Origin of the sequence: Agrobacterium sp. 10MFCol1.1 (genome assembly GCF_000381165.1) — a bacterium.
Classification (GTDB): Bacteria; Pseudomonadota; Alphaproteobacteria; order Rhizobiales; family Rhizobiaceae; genus Agrobacterium; species Agrobacterium tumefaciens.
Map to the genome: position 1 here is coordinate 637,738 of NZ_KB906073.1, position 19,930 is coordinate 657,667.

19 protein-coding genes and 1 pseudogene are annotated in these 19,930 nt (G+C 59.0%); 6 read left to right on the plus strand and 14 right to left on the minus strand.

All coding sequences use genetic code 11. The features are described from left to right. The first annotated feature begins 284 nt into the window (after window positions 1-284). Window positions 285-1,697 carry an aspartate ammonia-lyase gene (locus F617_RS0107685; protein ID WP_019564935.1) on the plus strand — a complete coding sequence of 471 codons (1,413 nt, stop codon included), beginning with the start codon at window positions 285-287 and terminating at the stop codon, window positions 1,695-1,697. Here F617_RS0107685 and F617_RS0107690 read toward each other — a convergent pair. From F617_RS0107690 to F617_RS0107705, 4 genes are all read right to left on the minus strand, one after another. Further along, the gene (locus F617_RS0107690; RefSeq protein WP_019564936.1) at window positions 1,666-2,382 is read right to left on the minus strand and encodes a FadR/GntR family transcriptional regulator; all 717 of its coding nucleotides are present in this window, start codon (window positions 2,380-2,382) and stop codon (window positions 1,666-1,668) included. The two genes, F617_RS0107685 and F617_RS0107690, sit on opposite strands and share 32 nt — an antisense overlap. Window positions 2,383-2,599: 217 nt before the next feature. Next, window positions 2,600-5,671: an efflux RND transporter permease subunit gene (locus F617_RS0107695; RefSeq protein WP_019564937.1), complete on the minus strand. Its 3,072-nt coding sequence runs from the start codon at window positions 5,669-5,671 to the stop codon at window positions 2,600-2,602. Continuing rightward, a complete protein-coding gene (locus F617_RS0107700; protein ID WP_019564938.1) occupies window positions 5,668-6,753 on the minus strand; it encodes an efflux RND transporter periplasmic adaptor subunit in 1,086 nt (361 codons plus the stop codon). Before F617_RS0107700 ends, F617_RS0107695 begins: the two co-directional genes overlap by 4 nt. Then, on the minus strand, window positions 6,753-7,829 hold the full coding sequence (locus F617_RS0107705) for an efflux RND transporter periplasmic adaptor subunit (RefSeq protein ID WP_025595357.1): 1,077 nt from the start codon (window positions 7,827-7,829) through the stop codon (window positions 6,753-6,755). The genes F617_RS0107700 and F617_RS0107705 overlap by 1 nt, the downstream gene beginning before the upstream one ends. A 306-nt stretch (window positions 7,830-8,135) precedes the next feature. On the opposite strand from F617_RS0107705, the gene F617_RS0107710 reads away from it, so the two are divergent. Both F617_RS0107710 and F617_RS0107715 read left to right on the plus strand, forming a co-directional pair. Further along, window positions 8,136-8,750 (plus strand): TetR/AcrR family transcriptional regulator, encoded by a 615-nt coding sequence (locus tag F617_RS0107710; protein ID WP_019564940.1) that lies wholly within the window; start codon window positions 8,136-8,138, stop codon window positions 8,748-8,750. Between the two features lie 570 nt (window positions 8,751-9,320). Then, entirely contained in the window at window positions 9,321-10,352 is a 1,032-nt protein-coding gene (locus F617_RS0107715; RefSeq protein ID WP_026330720.1) for a fatty acid desaturase, read from the plus strand. Window positions 10,353-10,399: 47 nt separating this feature from the next. Here F617_RS0107715 and F617_RS0107720 read toward each other — a convergent pair whose 3' ends face one another. From F617_RS0107720 to F617_RS0107730, 3 genes are read right to left on the minus strand one after another with little or no spacing between them, the layout of a single operon-like run. Continuing rightward, on the minus strand, window positions 10,400-10,975 hold the full coding sequence (locus F617_RS0107720; protein ID WP_019564943.1) for a DUF4865 family protein: 576 nt from the start codon (window positions 10,973-10,975) through the stop codon (window positions 10,400-10,402). After that, the gene (locus tag F617_RS0107725; RefSeq protein WP_019564944.1) at window positions 10,972-11,406 is read right to left on the minus strand and encodes a cupin domain-containing protein; all 435 of its coding nucleotides are present in this window, start codon (window positions 11,404-11,406) and stop codon (window positions 10,972-10,974) included. Before F617_RS0107725 ends, F617_RS0107720 begins: the two co-directional genes overlap by 4 nt. Then, on the minus strand, window positions 11,403-11,804 hold the full coding sequence (locus tag F617_RS0107730; protein WP_019564945.1) for a tautomerase family protein: 402 nt from the start codon (window positions 11,802-11,804) through the stop codon (window positions 11,403-11,405). Before F617_RS0107730 ends, F617_RS0107725 begins: the two co-directional genes overlap by 4 nt. 107 nt (window positions 11,805-11,911) lie before the next feature. Here F617_RS0107730 and F617_RS0107735 point away from each other — a divergent pair, with 107 nt between their 5' ends. The 3 genes from F617_RS0107735 (at window position 11,912) to F617_RS0107745 (ending at window position 14,046) form a co-directional block, all read left to right on the plus strand. Next, window positions 11,912-12,814, plus strand: a complete 903-nt coding sequence (locus F617_RS0107735) for a LysR substrate-binding domain-containing protein (protein ID WP_019564946.1) — start codon at window positions 11,912-11,914, stop codon at window positions 12,812-12,814. Between the two features lie 147 nt (window positions 12,815-12,961). Then, complete coding sequence (locus tag F617_RS0107740; RefSeq protein WP_013761886.1) at window positions 12,962-13,417, plus strand: Lrp/AsnC family transcriptional regulator; 456 nt, start codon at window positions 12,962-12,964, stop codon at window positions 13,415-13,417. Then, on the plus strand, window positions 13,417-14,046 hold the full coding sequence (locus tag F617_RS0107745; RefSeq protein ID WP_003511488.1) for a LysE family translocator: 630 nt from the start codon (window positions 13,417-13,419) through the stop codon (window positions 14,044-14,046). The genes F617_RS0107740 and F617_RS0107745 overlap by 1 nt, the downstream gene beginning before the upstream one ends. A 38-nt stretch (window positions 14,047-14,084) precedes the next feature. Here the strand turns inward: F617_RS0107745 and F617_RS28815 are convergent. From F617_RS28815 to F617_RS0107780, 7 genes and pseudogenes are all read right to left on the minus strand, one after another. Beyond that, a pseudogene (locus F617_RS28815) lies at window positions 14,085-14,219 on the minus strand (aldehyde dehydrogenase family protein); the annotation flags it as partial. A gap of 36 nt (window positions 14,220-14,255) precedes the next feature. After that, on the minus strand, window positions 14,256-15,338 hold the full coding sequence (locus F617_RS0107755; RefSeq protein ID WP_019564948.1) for an ABC transporter ATP-binding protein: 1,083 nt from the start codon (window positions 15,336-15,338) through the stop codon (window positions 14,256-14,258). Beyond that, window positions 15,335-16,135, minus strand: coding sequence for an ABC transporter permease (locus tag F617_RS0107760; RefSeq protein ID WP_013761889.1), 801 nt, complete (start codon window positions 16,133-16,135; stop codon window positions 15,335-15,337). The genes F617_RS0107755 and F617_RS0107760 overlap by 4 nt, the downstream gene beginning before the upstream one ends. Window position 16,136: 1 nt before the next feature. Continuing rightward, on the minus strand, window positions 16,137-16,964 hold the full coding sequence (locus tag F617_RS0107765; protein ID WP_371179234.1) for an ABC transporter permease: 828 nt from the start codon (window positions 16,962-16,964) through the stop codon (window positions 16,137-16,139). 109 nt (window positions 16,965-17,073) lie between these two features. Beyond that, window positions 17,074-18,084: an ABC transporter substrate-binding protein gene (locus F617_RS0107770; RefSeq protein ID WP_026330721.1), complete on the minus strand. Its 1,011-nt coding sequence runs from the start codon at window positions 18,082-18,084 to the stop codon at window positions 17,074-17,076. 56 nt (window positions 18,085-18,140) lie between these two features. Further along, entirely contained in the window at window positions 18,141-18,455 is a 315-nt protein-coding gene (locus F617_RS0107775; protein WP_019564951.1) for an NIPSNAP family protein, read from the minus strand. 4 nt (window positions 18,456-18,459) lie between these two features. Beyond that, complete coding sequence (locus tag F617_RS0107780; protein WP_026330722.1) at window positions 18,460-19,926, minus strand: aldehyde dehydrogenase; 1,467 nt, start codon at window positions 19,924-19,926, stop codon at window positions 18,460-18,462. Window positions 19,927-19,930: the final 4 nt, after the last annotated feature.

Consider the following 19,930-nt stretch of genomic DNA (forward strand, 5'->3'; position numbering starts at 1 on the left):
TTTCTCCTCCCAATGAATTTGCTTTGCAGTCGGCGATACGCCGGAAATCAAAATTGGAACTGGCACGCTCGGCGCTGGATAGAGCGCCAGCAAGCTCATGCATCGCTGTAAAGCTGCATGACAGATTTTTGCCCTCATAATTGCAGAGAATGCCGTTCGTCAAGGGGATCGAAGCATTATTGACCTTCCTACGGCGAAGGATTAAGGTCGAAAAATCTGTAAGACAGCTTTACAGATTTATGTAACGCTTTGAGCTATTGGAGGAAAAAGTGGGCGTGACGCGCATGGAGCATGATTTGCTCGGAACGAAGGAAATTCCGGCAGATGTTTATTGGGGCGTGCACACGGCGCGCGCGGTGGAGAACTTTCAGATCACCGGCGTAACGATCGGCCACAACCCCTATCTCGTCAGGGGACTGGCCTATGTGAAGGAGGCCGCCGCCCTCGCCAATCACGAGCTTGGCTTGCTTGACCGGGAGCGGATGGAAGCAATCGTCAAGGCCTGCCGCGAAATTCGTGAGGGTGCGCTTCACGAGCAGTTCGTTGTGGATGAAATTCAGGGCGGTGCTGGCACTTCCACCAACATGAACGCCAACGAGGTCATCGCCAACCGGGCACTTGAACTGCTCGGCCACGCGAAAGGCGATTATGCCCACCTTCACCCCAACGACCACGTCAATCTCAGCCAGTCAACCAACGACGCTTATCCGACGGCGGTCAATGTAGGAATGATCGAAGCGATCGACGATCTCGCGGCTTCGATGGGTGTGCTGAAAGACGCGTTCGATCGCAAGGCACAGGAGTTTTCCGGCTTCATCAAGCTGGGACGGACGCAATTGCAGGATGCCGTGCCGATGACGCTCGGTCAGGAGTTCCGCACTTTCGTGGTGATGCTGGGCGAGGATCAGGCCCGCCTCATCGAATCCGCAGCCCTGCTGCACGAGATCAATCTCGGCGCCACCGCCATCGGCACCGGGCTCAATGCACCGCGCGGTTATGCGGCGCTTGCCTGCCAGCATCTGGCGCGGTTGACCGGACGCCCGCTGGTGACGGCCGCCGACCTGATCGAAGCGACGCAGGACCCCGGCGCATTTGTGCATCTGTCTGGCGTGTTGAAACGTGTCGCCGTCAAACTGTCAAAAACCTGCAACGACCTTCGCCTGCTCTCTTCCGGCCCACGCGCCGGCATCGGCGAAATCACCCTGCCCTCCGTTCAGGCAGGGTCGAGCATCATGCCGGGCAAGATCAATCCGGTCATTCCCGAAATGGTCAATCAGGTGGCTTATGCGGTAATCGGCAACGACATCACCATCACAATGGCCGCCGAAGCCGGGCAGCTTCAGCTGAACGCCTTCGAGCCGATCATGGTGCGTGCCCTTTCCCAGAGCATCAGCCAACTGAGCGCCGCTTGCCGGACTTTGGCGGCACGTTGTGTCGATGGCATCGTCGCCAATCCCGCCATCATGGCACAGCGTGTGGAGGAATCGATCGGTCTCGCAACCGCGCTTAACCCGCTGATCGGATACTATGCAGCAACTGACGTCGCAAAGGAGGCGCTGGCCAGCGGCCGCACCGTGCCGCAGGTGGTGCTGGAGCGCGGCTATCTGACGGAGGAGCAACTTCATCAGGCACTGAGCCCCCGCCACCTCGCCAACCTACCCGCGCTTACGGGTGTCGAGCCCGATCTTCTCCAATAATGGTCGTTACCACCTGCTTCACCTGACCCAGGTGAAGCTCCATCGCTTCGCGCGCATCGGGGGATGAACCCCGCCGGATCGCCTCGACGATCCGGCGGTGCTCCAAATTCGATGCAACGCGCCGGCCAGCCATCAGGTTGACCATCTCTGACTGTTGGGAAAGAGCCTCGCGCGCATCGGCCACAACCTTGGCAAACAGTGCATTGGACGAGGCTTCCGCAATGGCGCAATGAAACTGCCCGTCCAGCAGCACCCACGGATGCGGCCTTTCCTCAGCCTCCATCCTGTCGCAGAGTTCGAGCAGGGTCTCTAGTTGGGCATCCGTGCGCCGCAGCGCCGCCCAACCGGCCGCCGGCACCTCGATGAAGGGGCGTGCCTCGATCAGATCACGGGCGGAATATGCTCCGTAACTCAATTCAGCAGGCGGTGTGGCGGTCATTACATAGGTGCCGCTACCCGTGCGCGTCTGCGTCAACCCCAGAGTCTGGAGAGATCGCAACGCCTCGCGCACGATCGGCCGGCTGACACCATATCTTTCCGCCAGATGGGCTTCGGAGGGCAGCCGGGTTCCGACCACGAGCTGACCAGAGGTGATGGCCGAACGGATATCTTCGAACACCACTTCTGCGGCATTCTTGCGATTGATCGGCTTTGCGTCCGCAAGCCAATCCGACAACCCGCCCATCCTTGAACCCTCCGGCACCCTTGGTCTGTCAACGACGCAGAAGCAAACGCTTATCTATTGAAGGACAGCGCCGCTCCCGCAGCTAAGCCGATCTTCCTAACACTATCTGCGCCGAAGGAACAACGATGGCGGGCACATTTGCAGAATTTAAGCGGGACAGTGGCTTTGCTGGCGCCACACCCTCGCGATCACGAGGGTGTGGCTGTCTCACAGGAAATTACGTCTTGATTTCCTGTGCTTCCTGCTTGTCATCTTCGCGCGGAATGCGGAACCACGCGACATAGAGTGCCGGAAGGAACAGCAGCGTGAGCGCCGTGCCAACCACGATGCCGCCCATCATGGCATAGGCCATCGGACCCCAGAATATCTCCCGAGATATGGGGATGAGGGCAAGTGTTGCCGCCGCAGCCGTCAGCATGATCGGTCGCATGCGATGCTCGGTCGCCTCGATGACGGCGCGCCAGGCCGAGACCCCCTCGCTTCTGAGATGTTCGATCTGAACGACGAGAATGACCGAGTTTCGGATCAGAATACCGATCAGTGCCAATATGCCGAGAATGGCGACGAAACCCATCGGCGCGTTGGAGAGCAGCAGCGCTGCCACCACGCCGATCAGCGCCGTCGGGGCAACGGCAAAGACAAGAAATAGCCGGCTGAAGCTCTGCAACTGAACCATAAGGATCGTTGCCATCGCAAACAGCATCAGAGGCACCACGGCTACGATTGGCGCCTGCGAATCCGCGCTGGATTCCACCGAGCCACCTATTTCCACCTTGTACCCAACGGGGAGCGACTTTTCGAAAGCCTCGAGTTTCGGCTTCAACTGCTCCACGATCGTCGCCGGCTGCGTCGGGCCGATGATGGCAGCCTTGACGGTGACTGTCGGAATTCTGTCGCGACGCCAGATGGTCGGCTGTTCCAGCTCGTAGCGGAAATTGGCGATTGCCGATAGCGGCACGGCCTTGCCGTTCGTGGCTGGCAATTGCAGGTTCTGCAATGTTTCGATGGAGCCGCGCTCCGCCAGCTGCGCACGCGCCACCACATTGACGAGGTAGATATCATCCCTGACCTGCGTCACTGTGGAACCCTCGACAATGCTGTTCATGGCATTGGCGATGTCTTCCGAAGACACGCCCAGTTGGCGGGCCTTGTCCTGCAAAACGTCGACCTTGACCACCCGCGTCGGCTCATTCCAGTCCATGACCATGTTGGACAGCAGCCGATGTTCGCCGACGATGCCCGCCAGCTGCTGGCCGAGTTCGCGGACATGCTGGATATCCGGACCGCTCAAGCGATATTGCACCGGCTTTCCGACCGGAGGGCCGATGTCGAGCAATTTCACGAAGGCGTCGGTGCCGGTAAACGTCCGGTTCAGATAGTCCTGCAACTCAGCGCGCACCTTGTCGCGCACATCAAGCCCCTTGGTGACGATGATCGTCTGGCCGAAGGTGACATCAGGCGTCTGCACGTCAAAGGAGAGGATGAAACGTGGTGCGCCTTCACCGACATAGGTCGTCCAGTGGTCGATGTCAGGGTTTTTCGCCAGCGCTTCCTGCTCGAACTGTGCCATCTGCCGGTTGGTTTCGGCAATCGAGCTGTTCTGTGGCAGGTTCCAGTCCACGATCAGTTCCACACGGTCGGAGGCCGGGAAGAACTGCTGCTGCACGAGGCTCATTCCGCCAACGGAAAGGGCAAACAACGCAACCGTGAGGATGATCGTTACCCAGCGAAAGCGCAGCGCCCGGGCTAGAAGCCAGGAAAAGCCAGAGGCAAAACGGCCCTTCTTCTCATGGTGCGATTTCATCGTCTTGGGCAGCATCGCCACGCCAAGCAGTGGCGTGAACACAACCGCGACAATCCACGACACGATCAGCGAAACGGCGATCACCACGAACAGGGTGAACGTGAACTCACCCGCCGCGCTGTTGTTGAGGCCGACGGGAATGAAGCCGGCAACGGTGACCAGCGTACCGGTCAGCATCGGGAATGCGGTCGAAGTATAAACATAGGTCGCCGCTTTTCTGAGATCGTCGCCGACCTCGAGGCGTGCGACCATCATCTCGACAGCAATCATAGCATCGTCGACGAGAAGCCCGAGCGCGATGATAAGCGCGCCGAGAGAGATGCGTTGCAGCGAAATGCCGGTATATTCCATGTAGACGAAGGTGATCGCCAGCACGAGCGGAATGGAGACCGCAACCACCATGCCCGCCCGCAATCCGAGGCTGATGAAGCTGATGACGAGAACGATTGCAATTGCCTCGAACAGCGCCGAAGTGAAGCCGGAGACGGCCTCATCGACCACGGCCGGCTGATCGGACACGCGGTGCACATCGACGCCAACAGGCAGGTCCGCCACGATACGCTTCATCTGTGCATCCAGCTCCTCGCCGAAATGCACGAGGTTCGCACCGGTTTTCATGCCTATGGCAAGACCGATGGCCGGTTGCCCGTTAAAGCGGAACAGCGAAGACGGCGGATCGACATAACCGCGCCGGATCGTCGCCACTTCCGTCAGCGGGAAGAACCGGTTGTTGACGCGCAGATTGATGGCGCGAAGGCTGTCTTCCGAGGTGAACTGGCCGCTGACACGCAGCGCAACACGTTCCGGCCCGGCATTGACGAAGCCGGACTGGGTGACAGCATTCTGGGCTTGCAGCGTCTTGATGATCGATTGCTGATCGATGCCCAGCGCTGCGATCTGCCGCGTGGAAAACTCCAGATAGATCGCCTCGTCCTGCGCGCCGATGACATCAACCTTGCCGATATTATCGACAGTCAGAACCTTGGCACGCGCGTCTTCCACCAGATCGCGCAATTGCCGCTGGCTGAGACCGTCGCTGGTGAAGGCGTAGATATTGCCATAAACATCGCCGAAACGGTCGTTGAAGAACGGGCCGACAACGCCCGACGGGAAGTCGCCCTTGATGTCGCCGATCATGTTACGCACGCGCACCCAGGTGGGTTCGACATTCTTGGCTTTGGTTTCCGGCACGAGTTCCACGAAAATCGTCGTCTTGCCAGCCACTGTCTGGCTGCGCAGATAGTCGAGATTGTCGAGTTCCTCGAGCTTCTTCTCGATCCTGTCGGTCACCTGTCTGGCCACTTCCTCCGCCGAAGCGCCGGGCCATTGCGCGCTGATCACCATTGTCTTGATGGTGAAATTCGGATCTTCCTCACGTCCGAGGTTGAGATACGAGAAAACACCGGCAAGAACGAAGACCAGCATGAAGTACCAGACGAGCGAACGGTGCTCGAGCGCCCAGTCGGAAAGATTGAATTTCTTCACTGATGGACCTCCTGATCGATCCTGATGGCTTGACCATCCTTAAGCTTGTGAACGCCGGCACTGGCGACACGTTCGCCGGGCTTGACGCCGCCGGTGATGCGCACACTGCCGCCTTCAGCGGGCTCTCCCTCTATTTTGACCGGGCGCGACGTGACCGTGGCCGTATCGGTATTGACGATCCAGACACTCCAACCGTCTTCGGTTTTCAGCAGGGCCGACGAGGGGAGCATGATCTGCGATTCGGAGGCGGCAATTGCCGAGGCCGTGACGACCGAGCCGAGCCGGAATGTCGGCGGCGCATCCTGAAGACTGATTTTCGTGCGGCGCGTGCGTGTTGCGGTTTCGGCTTCTGGGGCAATCTCACGCACCACGCCGGTGGTGCGTATCTTTGGGTCCAGTTGCAGGGCGATGTCGAAGGTCGATCCGATATCAAGTCGCTGCGCCGCAAATTGCGGAACATCGACCACAACATCCCGCACTTCCGGGCGGGCAATGGTCACGACCGTCTGTCCGGCAGAGACGACCTGGCCAATTTCACCGGATGTCGCAGTCACCACGCCGTCAAATTCCGCGTGCAGCTGCGTATAGCCCAGTTGCTCCTCGGCCTTATCAAGATTTGCACGGGCTTTGGCGACGGCGGCATTGGCCGTTCGCGTGGCCTGCTCGGCCTCTTCAAGTGCTGCTTCCGTGCCGCTGCGGGCCTCGGCCAGCACGCGCTGACGCTGCTCGGTCGTCACCGCATTGGCCAGTTGCGCTTCGGCGTTGGATAGATCGGATTGGGCGCTCTTTACCGAAAGTTCCAGCGCGAGCGGATCGATCGAGGCCACCACATCGCCTTTCTTGACCAGATCGGCCACATCGACATTGCGGGCAATGATCCGGCCGAGAACACGAAAGCCGAGATCGGTCTGAATTCTCGATTCCACCGTGCCGGTCAGCCGCAGCGCATCGGCGCGCGTCTCCCCTACGACAACGGAGAGCACCGGGCGCGGCGCCTCAGCGGGCGCTTCCTGCTTTTCCTGGCAGGACGAGACCGCAATCGCCGGAAGCAGCAAAAACAAGCTTCTGTTTATCCTGAACATTATTGTGCCTGCCCCTTTTCATAGGCGACCTTTTCACCGGTGCGGAGAAATTTGGTCCCGCTGGTCACGACGAGATCGCCGGGAAGAAGTCCTTCCGCCACGACGAATTGACCCGTCTCATAGTCGGAGACCTCAACCCGGCGCATGGCGATTTCCGAGGACTGCGCATCGACCACCCAGACGGCGGGAAGGCCGTTCTGCGATGCCATTGCCGACCAGGGAAGCTCAATCGCCTCCACCTGCTTGAAGCGGAAATGACCCGATACCGGTGCTCCGAGCGGCATGGTCATATCGCCGTTCAGGCCAACCTTGACCCGGATCGTCCCATTGTCGGGATCGATCGTCGGGGAAATCTCCCGCACTGGTCCCTCGACAGCGCGGGCGGGATCCGACAGGAGGCTGACATTGACGAGATTGTCGATATCGCGCTCGAGGAACAGGGATTCGTAGACATCAAATACCGCATCGCGCGGCCCGTCATGCGCCAGCGTGAAAACGAGCTGAGCGGCCTGCGCCACCTGGCCGACTTCGACATTGCGCGCGGTGATCACACCATCCGCATCGGCCCTGAGTTCGGTGTAGGAAAGCGCATCGCGCGCCGTATCCAGCTGGGCCTGCGCCGATCTGACGGCGCCTTGTGTGGTGAGCAGGGTTTCCTGCGCCTTGTCGACCGCGGAGCGCGAAGTCACCTGCGTCTTGAAAAGACTTTGCTGGCGATCGAATGCCAGCTGCGCCTGCGTCATCTGCGCTTCGGCAGATTGCAGGTTGGCCACCGCAACGTCGATATCCGCCTTTTGCTCTTCCGGGTCGATGCGAGCAAGCAATTGCCCGGCCTTTACCGGGGTACCCACATCCACCAGCCGCTCGGTGATCTTGCCGCTCACCCGAAAGGAAAGGTCCGTCTGGACCCGTGCCCTTACTTCGCCGGTGATGACGCTGCCGCGGCCGACGGGCTTTTTCGCTGCCGCAACCACATCGACGACACGCAACGGCTTTTCAGCAGGCGGCTCTTCGTTGCTGCAGGACGACAGGGCGAAAATGCCGCCGACCGCCATTGCTAAAAGAATGCTTTTCATGGTGACCTCTTGATCTTCGCCTCACCCTATAATATTTGACTGACTGAATAGTCAATGAAATTCTTGTGTCGCCGATCGGGAACCGTCCGGACATCAAACCTGGCTCCCCGAATGATCATTCCGAATTGCCCGGCGCGTCCTCTCGGACGCATCGGGGGATGTGCTGACATATTGAACCACGCACCACGTCTTGTAAAAATCGATTCCGGTTTTTACGCCGGTGCTATAGGCAAACCACCTGTCATTTCCGCCGATTGCGACGGGTAAAAAGGCAAGTGCCGAAAGAATACGTAGGGATCCGGGGTTATGGCAAAAGCAAAACTGACACGCGCAGAACAGAAGATACAACGTCCGTTGGAAATTCTCGACGCCGCATTCGAGGAATTCACCAAGAGAGGATTTACGGCCACGCGGGTGGAGGACATTGCCGAGCGGGTGGGAGTGACGAAAGGCACGGTCTACGTCTATTTCGAAACCAAGGAGGCTCTTTTCGAGGCGATGATCAGGCATGCCTCGGCACCTTTTCAGGAGGCATTCAAGGCCTATGCACGCACGTCCGATGATCCCGTCGAGGAGCTTCGGATGCTTCTTGAATTCCTGTTCGACGCCCTTGTCGACAATAGAAAGATGCGGGAACTGTTTCGCTTCATCGTTGCGGAAGGAGCAAAATTCCCCGATCTCATCGACCAGCACCATGACGTCGTGATGGCGCCGGTATTCGAGCGGATCAATACGATCCTCGAAGAGGGCGTGGCGAAAAAAAGGTTTAGAGCCAACCCCACCGAACTGGCCAAGGTCGTCATGTCACCCATAGTCGGAACATTGGTTTTCCGGTTGATTTTCGACGATCGGCGCAGTCTGGACAAGCAGGTCGTTCTGAAGATTCATCTCGAACTGATCATGCGCGGGCTGCTGGCATAAGGGGCACTCTCCTGCCAGTCGACGACCCCTGATGCTGCGATCTGATACATCGCAAGAAACCTTACATGTCGGGCGCGATACAGCCACAATGCTGCGGTAAGGGTCTGTTGCCTCGAGCATATTGCTCGTATTTGAACGAGTAATTGCCATCCTGTTGCCGAGACCCGCTCACCACTCCAACTTTTCAGCGATTTTAGTTGCCGAGTCGAGCTGTGCTCCTGCGAGAGAATGCCAGTGCCGATTAAATTCTAGTACCCTTCAGTCAATTTGAGGTCACCCTGCCCCTCTGTGCAAACAGCGCCGGTACAGTTAGACAGAACAGGTTCCAGCCGCGCAGAGTTGTGCGAGATCCTCGCCGAGCAGATCGACTTAATTAACCGTTTCAGATTTCAGGAGCGAGCTTACAGCTCGAACATTTATGAACAAAACAGTGAATGCCCGCGCCGAGCAGAGCACGGAACCGCCGCGGCGACGCGTGTTGGCTCGAGATCGGGCTATTCCAGAAAATGACCGCCAGCGCGGTGGACACTTTTTTCGAAATGCAGGCGACCAGAAGGATTGCTATCAACCATGACCGCGACGTTAACAGCCCAATTACCTGGCGGCGCGAGTGAAAAGGCCCTGCTTAAAATACTTTCGAATTATCGCAAACCCCGGACGGGCCGCAGCCTGTACGAACTTGCCGTGACGCTTGTTCCCTTTGTATTCCTTTGGGCAGCAGCGTCGGTATCGATTCATTTTGGTTACTGGCTTGGCCTGCTTCTGGTGATCCCCGCAGCCGGATTCCTGTTGAGGCTCTTCATACTGCAACACGATTGCGGACACGGCTCTTTTTTCGGGCGCCGTCGATGGGATGACTGGACGGGTCGCGCAATCGGTATCCTGACGCTGACGCCCTACGACTATTGGCGCCGCGCGCATGCGGAACACCATGCGTCAGCCGGCAATCTCGATGAGCGAGGGGTTGGCGACATTACAACTCTGACCGTGACCGAATATCGTGCACTCTCCCCACGCGGAAAACTCGGTTATCGCTTGTACAGGCATCCGCTGGTGATGTTCGGCATCGGTCCTGCTTTCCTGTTTCTGTTCAAACAAAGGCTACCGTTTGGCATGATGCGGTCTGGAGCGTTGCCCTGGATTTCGACAATGGCAACAAATGCCGGTGTGGCCGTATTGGCCATTCTCCTTATCTGGGCGATAGGGCTCGTGCCTTTTCTGTTGGTTCATCTGCCAATAGTGCTGCTTGCCGGGTCAGCAGGTGTCTGGCTGTTTTATGTCCAGCACCAGTTTGAAGAAACCCACTGGTCCAAGCCTCCGGAATGGGCTTTTCCCCATGCGGCGATGCATGGCGCCTCGTATTACGATCTTCCGGGTCCGCTGCGTTGGATCACCGGCAATATCGGCATGCACCATGTCCACCATTTGTCGAGCAGGGTGCCTTTTTACAGGTTGCCAGAGATTCTGCACGACTACCCGGAGCTTGCGAAACTTGGTCGCATCAGCCTTCGCGACAGCCTGGGCTGCGTAAAGCTCATTCTGTGGGACGAATCCACAAAACGGCTGATTTCGCTACGTGAGGCAGAAAGGCAACCGCGATAGACGAGAGCTGGAACGACGCAATACCCCTTGAGCCGGTGCGTGAGGTATCATTCCGCTAAATGCAGAACCGACCCCAATGAGACGTGGCCAACAGTGTAGGTTTGCATTGTTTCAGTAACGGCCGGCACTGTCGGCCAGAGGTTGAACTGTAGCAGCAGCCATTTTGTTGGATCGAATGCGGCTATGGCCGCGAGCGCGCCGGCCCTGATTGATGAACGCGCGTCCGCGGTCGCCGTATCGCGCAGCTTGGCCAGATCAGAATGGGGCGCTATGGACCGGACCTCCCGTGTGGCATATCGCGAGGCTGTAAGATCAGGTACGTGGTCGGCGTGCCAGACCAGCCACGTCTGCACCGACGGCCAGCCGAAGTCCCGTGTCAGAACCGCAAAACCTGGACCGGACAGGAAGCTGTCTATCCCTTCTGGCTCGTCCCAAAGATAGAACGGCGCGTAGAGGTTTTCAGCACTGGTGAAGCCGGCATCCTGCTTTCTCGCCGAAAGATAGGCCTTGAAACGCAGGCGTGGAAAGCCATCGAGCAGCGGCCCCTTCTCCCTTATGCGCCGGTCTATGATCGCCATGTCGTAGCCGGCAGGCAGCGTGAAGCTGTATTGCATGGCGATCATGATGTGCTCTCCTCTTTTTTGACAGGTTCCATCCAGTGGACGGCAGTTCCACTCCTGACCGGCTGGACGCTGAGATAGCTGAAGGGACAGGACGGCGCGGCGCCATGCCAATGGGCTTCGCCGGGCGCAAACCACACCGCATCTCCGGCACGGACTTCACGCGGATCGTCACCGTTGCGTTGGACGAGACCGATGCCATCCAGCACGAAGAGAAGCTGGCCGCGCGGATGACTGTGCCAATGGGTCACGACCCCCGGCGGCACAAAAGCGCGCATTGCCGTCATCTCGCCATCGATCCGGCTCGATAACAGCATCTGGACGAGGAAGGCCCCGCTGGAGATACCCTCAGGTGCCGCAACTATTCCGTCACCGGCTCGACGCACGCTCATGGTGGATGGACAGGCCGGTTGCATCTCGAAAAAATCGGTCATCGGCCACTCCCATCCGCTGGTGTGCCTGCTGAAACGCCTGATGCAAAGGACCAGTCATCAAACGTCGAGTTGACGATGGCGACCATCACATCCTCCGGCCTCACACCGGGCGACACCGCCAGATTTTCGACGAGCCTCGCATAGAAGCGCGCCTTGGTTTCCGGCGATCGCGTCTTACCCGTGGTGATATGAAAGAAAATGAAATCATCCGACCGAGGGCCGCCGCGATATGTTCGGTCGAAGATCAGTTCGCCCGGTTGGTGCTGGTGGATTGCAGCGAAGCGGTCGTTTTCCGGAACGTCAAAGCAGTCGACAAGCGCGCGGTCGAGACTGTCGGAAACCGCCTTGAGATAGTCGGTGGATTTGCCCGCAAGCAAAGATATTCGGGTGAAAGGCATGGATGCGCTCCGTTCAAGAGGATTGACAGCCACACTATGAAACGACATCATCATCCTGAAAATCAAATTATTCAGGACATTACGTCCTGATTTTAGGGACATTTAATTTGCGCCTTACCCATTTGGATCTGGACGCGCTCCGCAGTTTCGTGATTGGCATCGAGAGCGGGTCGTTCGCGCAGGCCGCAGACAGACTGGGGCGTTCGACCTCTGCGGTCAGCGCACAACTCAAGAAGCTGGAGGACCAGACCGAAACCGCTCTGGTGCGCAAATCCGGCCGGGGGCTGGCGCTGACCGAGAGCGGCGAAGTGCTGCTGTCCTATGCCCGCCGCATATTGAGCCTGAATGACGAGGCGATCAGCGCCGTTCGCGGGCCGGAACTCGCAGGCTGGATCCGCCTCGGGATTCAGGAGGATTTCGGAGAAACCGTGTTGCCGCAGGTGCTGGGCCGTTTCGCACGCGCCCATCCGCGGGTTCGGATCGAAGGGCGCATCGCTCGCAATAGCGAATTGCGGGAGAAGGTCGAGTCCGGCCATCTTGATCTCGCCTTGGCTTGGAATGACGACACGGCTTCGCCAGCTGAAACGGTTGCATCCATGCCACTGTGCTGGCTGGGCGCGGCGGAAACAGAAACTGTCTGGCAGACCGGCGAAAAAGAGCCGCTGCCACTTGCAGTTTTGGAAGCGCCGTGCGTTTTACGTAGCATTGCCTGCAACCACCTTGATCAACAGCGTATCGCCTGGCGCATTGCATTCGTCAGCCCGAGCCTCGGCGGGTTGTGGGCTGCGACAGCCGCAGGCCTTGGCATCGCACTTCGCACACCGTTCGGCCGGCCGCCTTCCGTACGGGTTCTCGATCCACTCACCAACGGTTTGCCGCAACTCCCGTCGCTGGGGCTCAGCCTTCTTCGCTCCGGAAAAGACGAAAATCCAATCAGCGCCCATCTCGCCACGATCATCCGCCAAGCCTTGCAGGAAACGCTGCCGGAAGCATGGATAGTGCGACCGTAATCGCTGAAACAGCATAAGCTTCCGCCAAGATTATAGGTACGGCGAAGCTGCGGGGGAATCTTGGCCCCGGCTCAAGGCTTGCGCTCGATTCACTAAAATTCCGCATAATATCTTTCATTATCATAATAAACATGATTATCTGCGGAAATGGATTCAACAGACCGCAAAATCATTAGTCTCCTTGCAGAAGACGCCCGCCGCTCTCTGGCCGATATCGGAAATGTCGTGGAGCTTTCCGCTTCGGCCGTGAACGAGCGCATCCGACGCCTGACGGCCAGCGGGGCGATCCGTCGCATCACCGTTGATGCCGATCCATCCGCATTCGATTTGCCCGTGATCGCCTTCGTGTGGATCGCGTTGGCACCGGATGCGGACGAGGCCGCGTTTCGTGTCTATGCGGCGTCGCAGTCCGCTATTGCGGAATGTCACCATGTGACCGGGCAGTGGTCCTACCTCGTCAAAGTTCACGTCGGGTCGCTGGCGGAGATCGAAACCTTTCTGGCGACAATGAAACAGAACGGGTTCCTTGCCCGTACCGAAACGATCATCGCCCTGTCTTCTGTCGTGCCGGGACCATTTATGCCGAAGGAAAGCGTGGACTGATGGAACTGATGCTCGTTTTGAAAAGCATTGTGCTGGGCCTTGCGGTCGCAGCCCCGCTCGGCCCCATTGGCGCCCTCTGCATCAACCGGACCCTTGAGCGCGGGTTCTGGGCGGGAGTGGCAGGTGGCCTTGGGACTGCTCTGGCGGATGCCGTGTATGCCAGCCTCGCAGCACTCGGCTTTTCCGCTTTTGCGGCGACCCTCGCGACAATCGATACGCCGCTCAAAATCGTCGGCGGCCTTTTCATGCTGTGGCTCGGCTGGAAAAGCCTGAGGCCCAAACCTCTGGCAGAAGCGGCCAAGGTTGGAGCGCGCGATCTGCTCGGCACCATCACCGCGACCTTTTTCCTGACGATCACCAACCCCATGACGATACTGTCCTTTGCAGCAATTTTCGCGGGTCTCGGCCTTGCTGACGCATCGGGAGCGACGAGCGCGTTTTTTGTGGTCGCGGGCGTTTTTCTAGGGTCTTTATTGTGGTGGTTCATGTTGAGCGGCGGCGTTGCATTTGCCCGGCAGCGCCTTCCCACCACCTTTGCCCGCTGGGTTTCCCGCCTGTCCGGAGTGATCCTTGTCTTATTCGGGCTTTTTGCCCTAGGTTCACTTGCCTGGGGCATGATGGCTCATTGAAATGCAACGGTTTTGTCTGCGGCTCCAACTTCTGGGAAAATCGGCGCTCCCTCCACGACCGCATCGAGATCGGCGTCGTCGACGATGAAGGGCGCATTGCCGCCAAGTTCCAGTCCCAGTTTCTTGATGGTCGGCGCGCATTGCCGGTAGAGATGTTCTCCCGTGCTCGCCGACGAGCATGGGATCATTAAGATGCATATTTCCGGCCCTCAACAGAAAACCTGCGCCGACGCGGGATCGAAGGCCAGATGCACGAGATCACCACGGTTGAGGCCCGAAATCGCCTCATGGCCAAATGGCAGGCGCACGGCAAAGGGCTCTCCCGAACCTGTATGGGCGACGACATGGACGTTGTTGCCAAGGAAGGTGATATCGCTGACGGTGGCCTGAAAACCGGCGTAAGAGCCGGGCCTGTTGCGGCTGAGCTGTAAACGCTCCGGACGCAGCATCAGCGCCGCCTTTTTTCCCGGCGCAGCTTCGCCATGAACCGGAATTTGGTCAAAGACGATATTCTGCCCGAGCGAAACCGTCGCCTTGCCGCCCGAGGCGGCGAGGAGATCGCAGGCGATGAAGTCGCTGTCACCGATGAATTCGGCCACGAAGCGGGTGGTGGGGTGAGCGTAAAGCTCCGGCCCCGTACCGATCTGGTCAATCACGCCTTTTGAAAACACCGCGATCCGGTCGGAGAGACGCAAGGCCTCCTCCTGATCGTGGGTGACGTAAAGGATCGTTACTTCCGTCTGCTGGTGGATGCGACGGATTTCGAACTGGATCTCTTCCCTGAGCTTCTTGTCGAGCGCCGAGAGCGGCTCGTCCATCAGAAGAACAGGCGGATCATAAGCGAGCGCCCTTGCCAAGGCCACGCGCTGCTGCTGGCCGCCCGACATCTGCGCGGGCTTTCGGTCCTCGAAACCTTCGAGACGAACGAGCCTCAGCATCTCCTTTACCTTCGCATCGATTTCCGCCTTGCTCTTTCGGCGCACTTTCAGCGGAAAGGCGATATTTTCGCCAACAGACAGATGCGGAAACAGCGTGTAACGCTGGAAGACCATGCCGATATTGCGCTTGTGCGACGGCGTGGAGAGCAGGCTTTCGCCGTTCAGCAGGATGTCGCCCGCCGTCGGCTGTTCGAAACCGGCCAGAATGTAGAGCGTCGTGCTCTTGCCCGAACCGGATGGTCCGAGAAACGTCATGAACTCGCCCGGCTGCACCTCGAGATTGACGTCCTGAACGGCGACGACCGGTCCGTATTGCTTGGCGATGCCGCGAATTTGCAGGAGCGGTTTGGTCATGTTTTCAATCCTTTTCGCACAGCCGCGACAAGCAGCATGAGAATGATGGTCACCGCGATGAGAAGCGTCGATGCAGCGGCGATCACCGGCGTCAGATCCTGCCGCAGCGTCGCCCAGATTTTCACCGGCAACGTCTGCAACGTTGGACTTGCCATGAAGATCGCCAGCACCACCTCATCCCAGGAAGTGAGGAAAGAAAAGATCGCGGCTGAGAACAGGCCATGGCTGATGGCCGGCAAGGTGATGCGGATTTTGGCCTGCAGCGGGCTCGCGCCGCATAGCACTGCAGCGTCTTCGATCGATTTATCGAAACCCTCGAGCGCGCTGGTCAACGCCAGAATGGAGAAAGGCAGCGCCACGACAAGATGGGCAATGACAAAGCCCGTGGTGGTGCCCGCAAGGCCGAGCTTCAGGAAAAAAGCATAAAGCGCCACCGCCAGCACCACGACAGGCAGGATCATCGGCGTCATGAACAAAGCCCGCAGACCCTCGCGCCCGATGAAACGCCCCCGCACCAGGCCGAAGGAGGCCACGAGGCCGATCAACACCGACAGGACTGTGACCATCACGGCGATACGCAGGCTTGTCCAGGCAGCATCCAGCCACCTCGGATCGGCAAAGAAATCCGCATACCATTTCAGCGTCCAGCCGGGCGGCGGAAAGATCAACCATTGCGACGAGCCGAAGGACAAAGCGGCGATGAAGACAATCGGCAGGATAAGGAATGCCGCTGTCAGCACGGTGATGAAAAGGAGCAGCCACTTCCATGCGCCAAGGCTGTTGTAGTTCAAAAGCATGTCAGCGCCCCCCTTCCCCGGCCGCGCCGAAGAATTTCAGCTGGATTGCGTAAAGCGTCAGCGTCACCACCAGAAGCACCAGCGCCGCTGCCCCGCCCATGCCCCAGTTGACGAGAGACTGCACGAATTGCGCGATAAGCTCGGCCAGCATCATGTTTGCCGTGCCGCCCAGCAGCGCCGGGGTGACGAAATAGCCAAGCGACATGACGAACACCATCAGCGCGCCGGAGATCATACCCGGAGCGGCAAGTGGAATGAGAACGCGGGTCAGCGCCTGAAAGCGGGTTGCCCCGCACAGCGCCGCCGCCTGGAGAATGGCCGGATCGATCTTGCGGATGACGCCATAGAGCGGAATGATGATAAATGGCAGCATGATATAGGTCATGCCGATCGTGACGCCGGTCAGGTTGTTGACCAGTGCAAGCGGCTTGTCGATGATGCCAAGGCCCATCAGCGTCTTGTTGACGACACCCGTCCGCTGCAACAGCACCATCCAGGCATAGGTGCGTGCCAGAAGGTTGGTCCACATGGACAGAAGCAAAATTGCGAAAACGACGGAGGCAAGCCGCGACGGCATGATGGCAAGCGCCCACGCGACAGGAAAACCGATGACCAGCGTTACGAGCGTGACCAGCGCCGAGACCGCGAATGTATTGAAGAAAATCTTCAGGTAGGTGGAGCTGCCCAGCAATGCGGCGTAATTGCCAAAGCCCGGCACTGGCTCGGTAACGCTGCGCGACAGCAGGATGATAACCGGCACGACGAAGAACAGGGCAAGCAGAACGAATGCCGGCAGGGTGGCGGCAAAATTGCCGGGCCGGAAGGGCATCCGCACCTTCGTCTTCGGGCTTTCTGTTTCATCGGTAAGCGAGACCATGCCCAAACCTCCCCGGAGGTGAAAATTTGCGCGGGCGCTTTTGGCTGCCCGCGCCGTTGCCTTACTTGGCCTGCCAGGCGTACCAGCGCTCACCGATCTCGTCGCGATGTTGCGCCCAGTAGTTCATGTCGGCATTGACCTGGCTCGCTGTCTGCTGGTCGGGCAGGGTCTTTGCCGTTTCCGGATCCATCAGCTTTGCGGATTCGACATTGACCGGGGCATAACCCGTGGCAGACGCCATATCCGCCTGCGCCTGCGCGGAGGTCGCAAGAGCGATGAACTTCATCGCCGCGTCCTTGTTCTTCGTTCCCTTGGGAACCACGAGGGAATCCGCTGCCGTGATGTTCTGCTCCCAGGAGGTCTCCACCTTCACACCGCTTTTCTCAAGCGCTGTCATGCGGCCGTTCCAGACACTGCCGAAGGGCGCCTCCGCAGAAGCGATCAACTGCTGCGATTGCGCGCCGCCAGACCACCAGATGATATCGGATTTGATCGTGTCCAGCTTCTTGAAGGCGCGATCGAGATCAAGCGGGTATAGCTTGTCGGCAGCAACCCCATCGGCCAGCAGGGCTGCTTCGATCACACCCGGTGCGGACCACTTGTAAAAGGTGCGCTTGCCGGGGAACTTTGCCGTATCGAAAAGGTCGGCCCAGCTCTTGGGGCAGGCGGCTACAGCATCGACATTGCAGCCGATGACGAAGGAATAATAGAAGCTTCCGACGGAGTAATCAGTGACGAAACGAGGGTCGAGCTTCGTTTTGTCGATGACGGCGAAATCAAGCTTCTCCAGCAGGCCCTTCGGCCCGGCCTGCGCGGCGTAGTCGCCCTCCACGTCGACCACATCCCATGTCACGCCGTTCGCCTCGACCATGGCTTTCAGCTTGCCATAGTCCGTCGGGCCATCCTGAAGCACGTTGATGCCGGTCGCCACCATGAATTTTTCGGCCCAGGCCGCCTTCTGGGCGTCCTGCGTGGTTCCTCCCCAGCTGGAAAAAACCAGATCATTCGCCTGTGCGGATGCGCCCAGGGCGAAAATTGCTGCGCATGTCATCAATACCAGTTTCGATCTCATGTTCCCTTACTCCGTTTTAGAGCTTGTTGTTGGCATGCACTTCGCGGCCGGCAGATTCACTTCAGCGGTGAAAAAGGCGCCGGCTTCATGATCTTGTTTTCGGCGACTTCAATGAGGTCGCGGATCTTAGGCAGGAAAGACAACCAGCGTGGATCGGCCAGGAGCCGCGCGCGCCGTTCTTCGCGGTCATCCAGGCTGGAAAAGGCCCAGATGTGGACAATTTCATTGATCGGCCCGATCTCGGAAAAGAAGTAACCCACCAGCTCGCCCAGATGGCTTTTCTGGATTTCGATGCCTTCCTCCTCGACAACCCGAAGGTAGGCCGGAATGGCGCCGTTCTTCAGCCGGTAGGTGCGGATTTCGTAAAACATCGCGTCACCGCATCACGAATGGATCGGGGATCGGGTCATCGGAGGTTCTAAGCCATATGGTCTTCGTGCGCGTGTAATCGAGCGCTGCCGCAAGCCCGCCTTCGCGACCATCACCGGAAAGACCGAAACCGCCGAAAGGCGCAATCGGTGAGACGGCGCGATAGGTGTTCACCCAAACCACACCGGCACGGATCGCCTTCATCAGCCGATGGGCGCGCGTCAGGTTCTGCGTGAAGACGCCCGAGGCGAGGCCATAGACCGTGTCATTGGCCAAAGCGATCGCTTCCGCCTCGGTTTCGAAGGAAACAACCGAAAGAACCGGGCCGAAGAACTCCCTTTCCATGGACGGCGAACGAATGCCGTCACAATCGAGAATGGTCGGAGGGTAGAAATAACCAGCGCCATCCACCGCCACACCGCCCGTCACCACCTTCGCACCGGCTTTTTCGGAAGCAGAGACCAGAGAGACAATATGCTTGCGCTGCCGCTCGGTCGCGAGCGGCCCCACTTCCGTTGCCATGTCCAGCGGCGAGCCGACGCGGATCGCCTCAGCCTTCGCCTTCAAAATCCCGAGGAAGCGATCCTTCACGCTTCTCTCGACAATCAGCCGTGATCCGGCAACACAGCTCTGACCGGTCGCCGCGAAAATTCCCGCGACCTGCGCATTGGCGGCGCTTTCGAGATCGGCGTCGGCAAAGACGAGGATTGGCGATTTGCCGCCGAGTTCGAGCGACGTGGAGGCAAGATTTTCGGCCGAGTTGCGAACGATGTGACGCGCCGTTTCCGGCCCGCCGGTAAAGGCGATATGGGCCACCTTCGGGTGCGTGGTGAGTGCCGTGCCGCAGGACGCACCGAAACCAGTGACTATATTGACGACGCCGGCAGGAAAACCAGCCTCCTGCACCAGCCGGGCGAACTCCAGAAGCGGCGCTGGTCCGTCTTCCGAGGCCTTGATGACGATTGTGCAGCCGGCAGCGAGCGCCGGGCCGATTTTAACGGCTGCCAGAAAAAGCTGGCTGTTCCACGGGACGATCGCGGCCACCACACCCACGGGTTCGCGCCGCAGCCAGACATCCATGTCCGGCTTGTCGATCGGCAGGTAAGCGCCCTCGATCTTGTCAGCCAAGCCCGCATAATAGCGATAATAGTCCGCGACATAGGCAATCTGCGCCGAGGTCTCGCGGATGATCTTGCCGGTGTCACGGGTTTCGAGCTCGGCAAGCGTCTTTGCATTTTCCGCAACCAGATCGGCAAGCCGATAGAGCAGCTTGCCGCGTTGCGTCGCCGTCAGTTTCGACCAGGCGGCATCGTCATAAAGCGCCCGATGCGCAGCCTCTACGGCGCGGCTAATATCCGCTTCGCGGCTTTCCGGCATTTCTGCCCAAGGTTCACCGGTTGCCGGGTCGAGGCTCGAAAAGCTCGCCTCACCATCCTCGAAGCGCCCGTCGATGTAACATTGGAAACGGCGCATCATC

Coding starts and splice junctions, on each gene's coding strand:
- F617_RS0107685 (WP_019564935.1), top strand. CDS start 285: ATGGAGCATGATTTGCTCGGAACGAAGGAAATTCCGGCAGATGTTTAT.
- F617_RS0107690 (WP_019564936.1), bottom strand. CDS start 2,382: ATGGGCGGGTTGTCGGATTGGCTTGCGGACGCAAAGCCGATCAATCGC.
- F617_RS0107700 (WP_019564938.1), bottom strand. CDS start 6,753: ATGTTCAGGATAAACAGAAGCTTGTTTTTGCTGCTTCCGGCGATTGCG.
- F617_RS0107705 (WP_025595357.1), bottom strand. CDS start 7,829: ATGAAAAGCATTCTTTTAGCAATGGCGGTCGGCGGCATTTTCGCCCTG.
- F617_RS0107710 (WP_019564940.1), top strand. CDS start 8,136: ATGGCAAAAGCAAAACTGACACGCGCAGAACAGAAGATACAACGTCCG.
- F617_RS0107715 (WP_026330720.1), top strand. CDS start 9,321: ATGACCGCGACGTTAACAGCCCAATTACCTGGCGGCGCGAGTGAAAAG.
- F617_RS0107720 (WP_019564943.1), bottom strand. CDS start 10,975: ATGATCGCCATGCAATACAGCTTCACGCTGCCTGCCGGCTACGACATG.
- F617_RS0107725 (WP_019564944.1), bottom strand. CDS start 11,406: ATGACCGATTTTTTCGAGATGCAACCGGCCTGTCCATCCACCATGAGC.
- F617_RS0107730 (WP_019564945.1), bottom strand. CDS start 11,804: ATGCCTTTCACCCGAATATCTTTGCTTGCGGGCAAATCCACCGACTAT.
- F617_RS0107740 (WP_013761886.1), top strand. CDS start 12,962: ATGGATTCAACAGACCGCAAAATCATTAGTCTCCTTGCAGAAGACGCC.
- F617_RS0107745 (WP_003511488.1), top strand. CDS start 13,417: ATGGAACTGATGCTCGTTTTGAAAAGCATTGTGCTGGGCCTTGCGGTC.
- F617_RS0107755 (WP_019564948.1), bottom strand. CDS start 15,338: ATGACCAAACCGCTCCTGCAAATTCGCGGCATCGCCAAGCAATACGGA.
- F617_RS0107760 (WP_013761889.1), bottom strand. CDS start 16,135: ATGCTTTTGAACTACAACAGCCTTGGCGCATGGAAGTGGCTGCTCCTT.
- F617_RS0107765 (WP_371179234.1), bottom strand. CDS start 16,964: ATGCCCTTCCGGCCCGGCAATTTTGCCGCCACCCTGCCGGCATTCGTT.
- F617_RS0107770 (WP_026330721.1), bottom strand. CDS start 18,084: ATGAGATCGAAACTGGTATTGATGACATGCGCAGCAATTTTCGCCCTG.
- F617_RS0107775 (WP_019564951.1), bottom strand. CDS start 18,455: ATGTTTTACGAAATCCGCACCTACCGGCTGAAGAACGGCGCCATTCCG.
- F617_RS0107780 (WP_026330722.1), bottom strand. CDS start 19,926: ATGCGCCGTTTCCAATGTTACATCGACGGGCGCTTCGAGGATGGTGAG.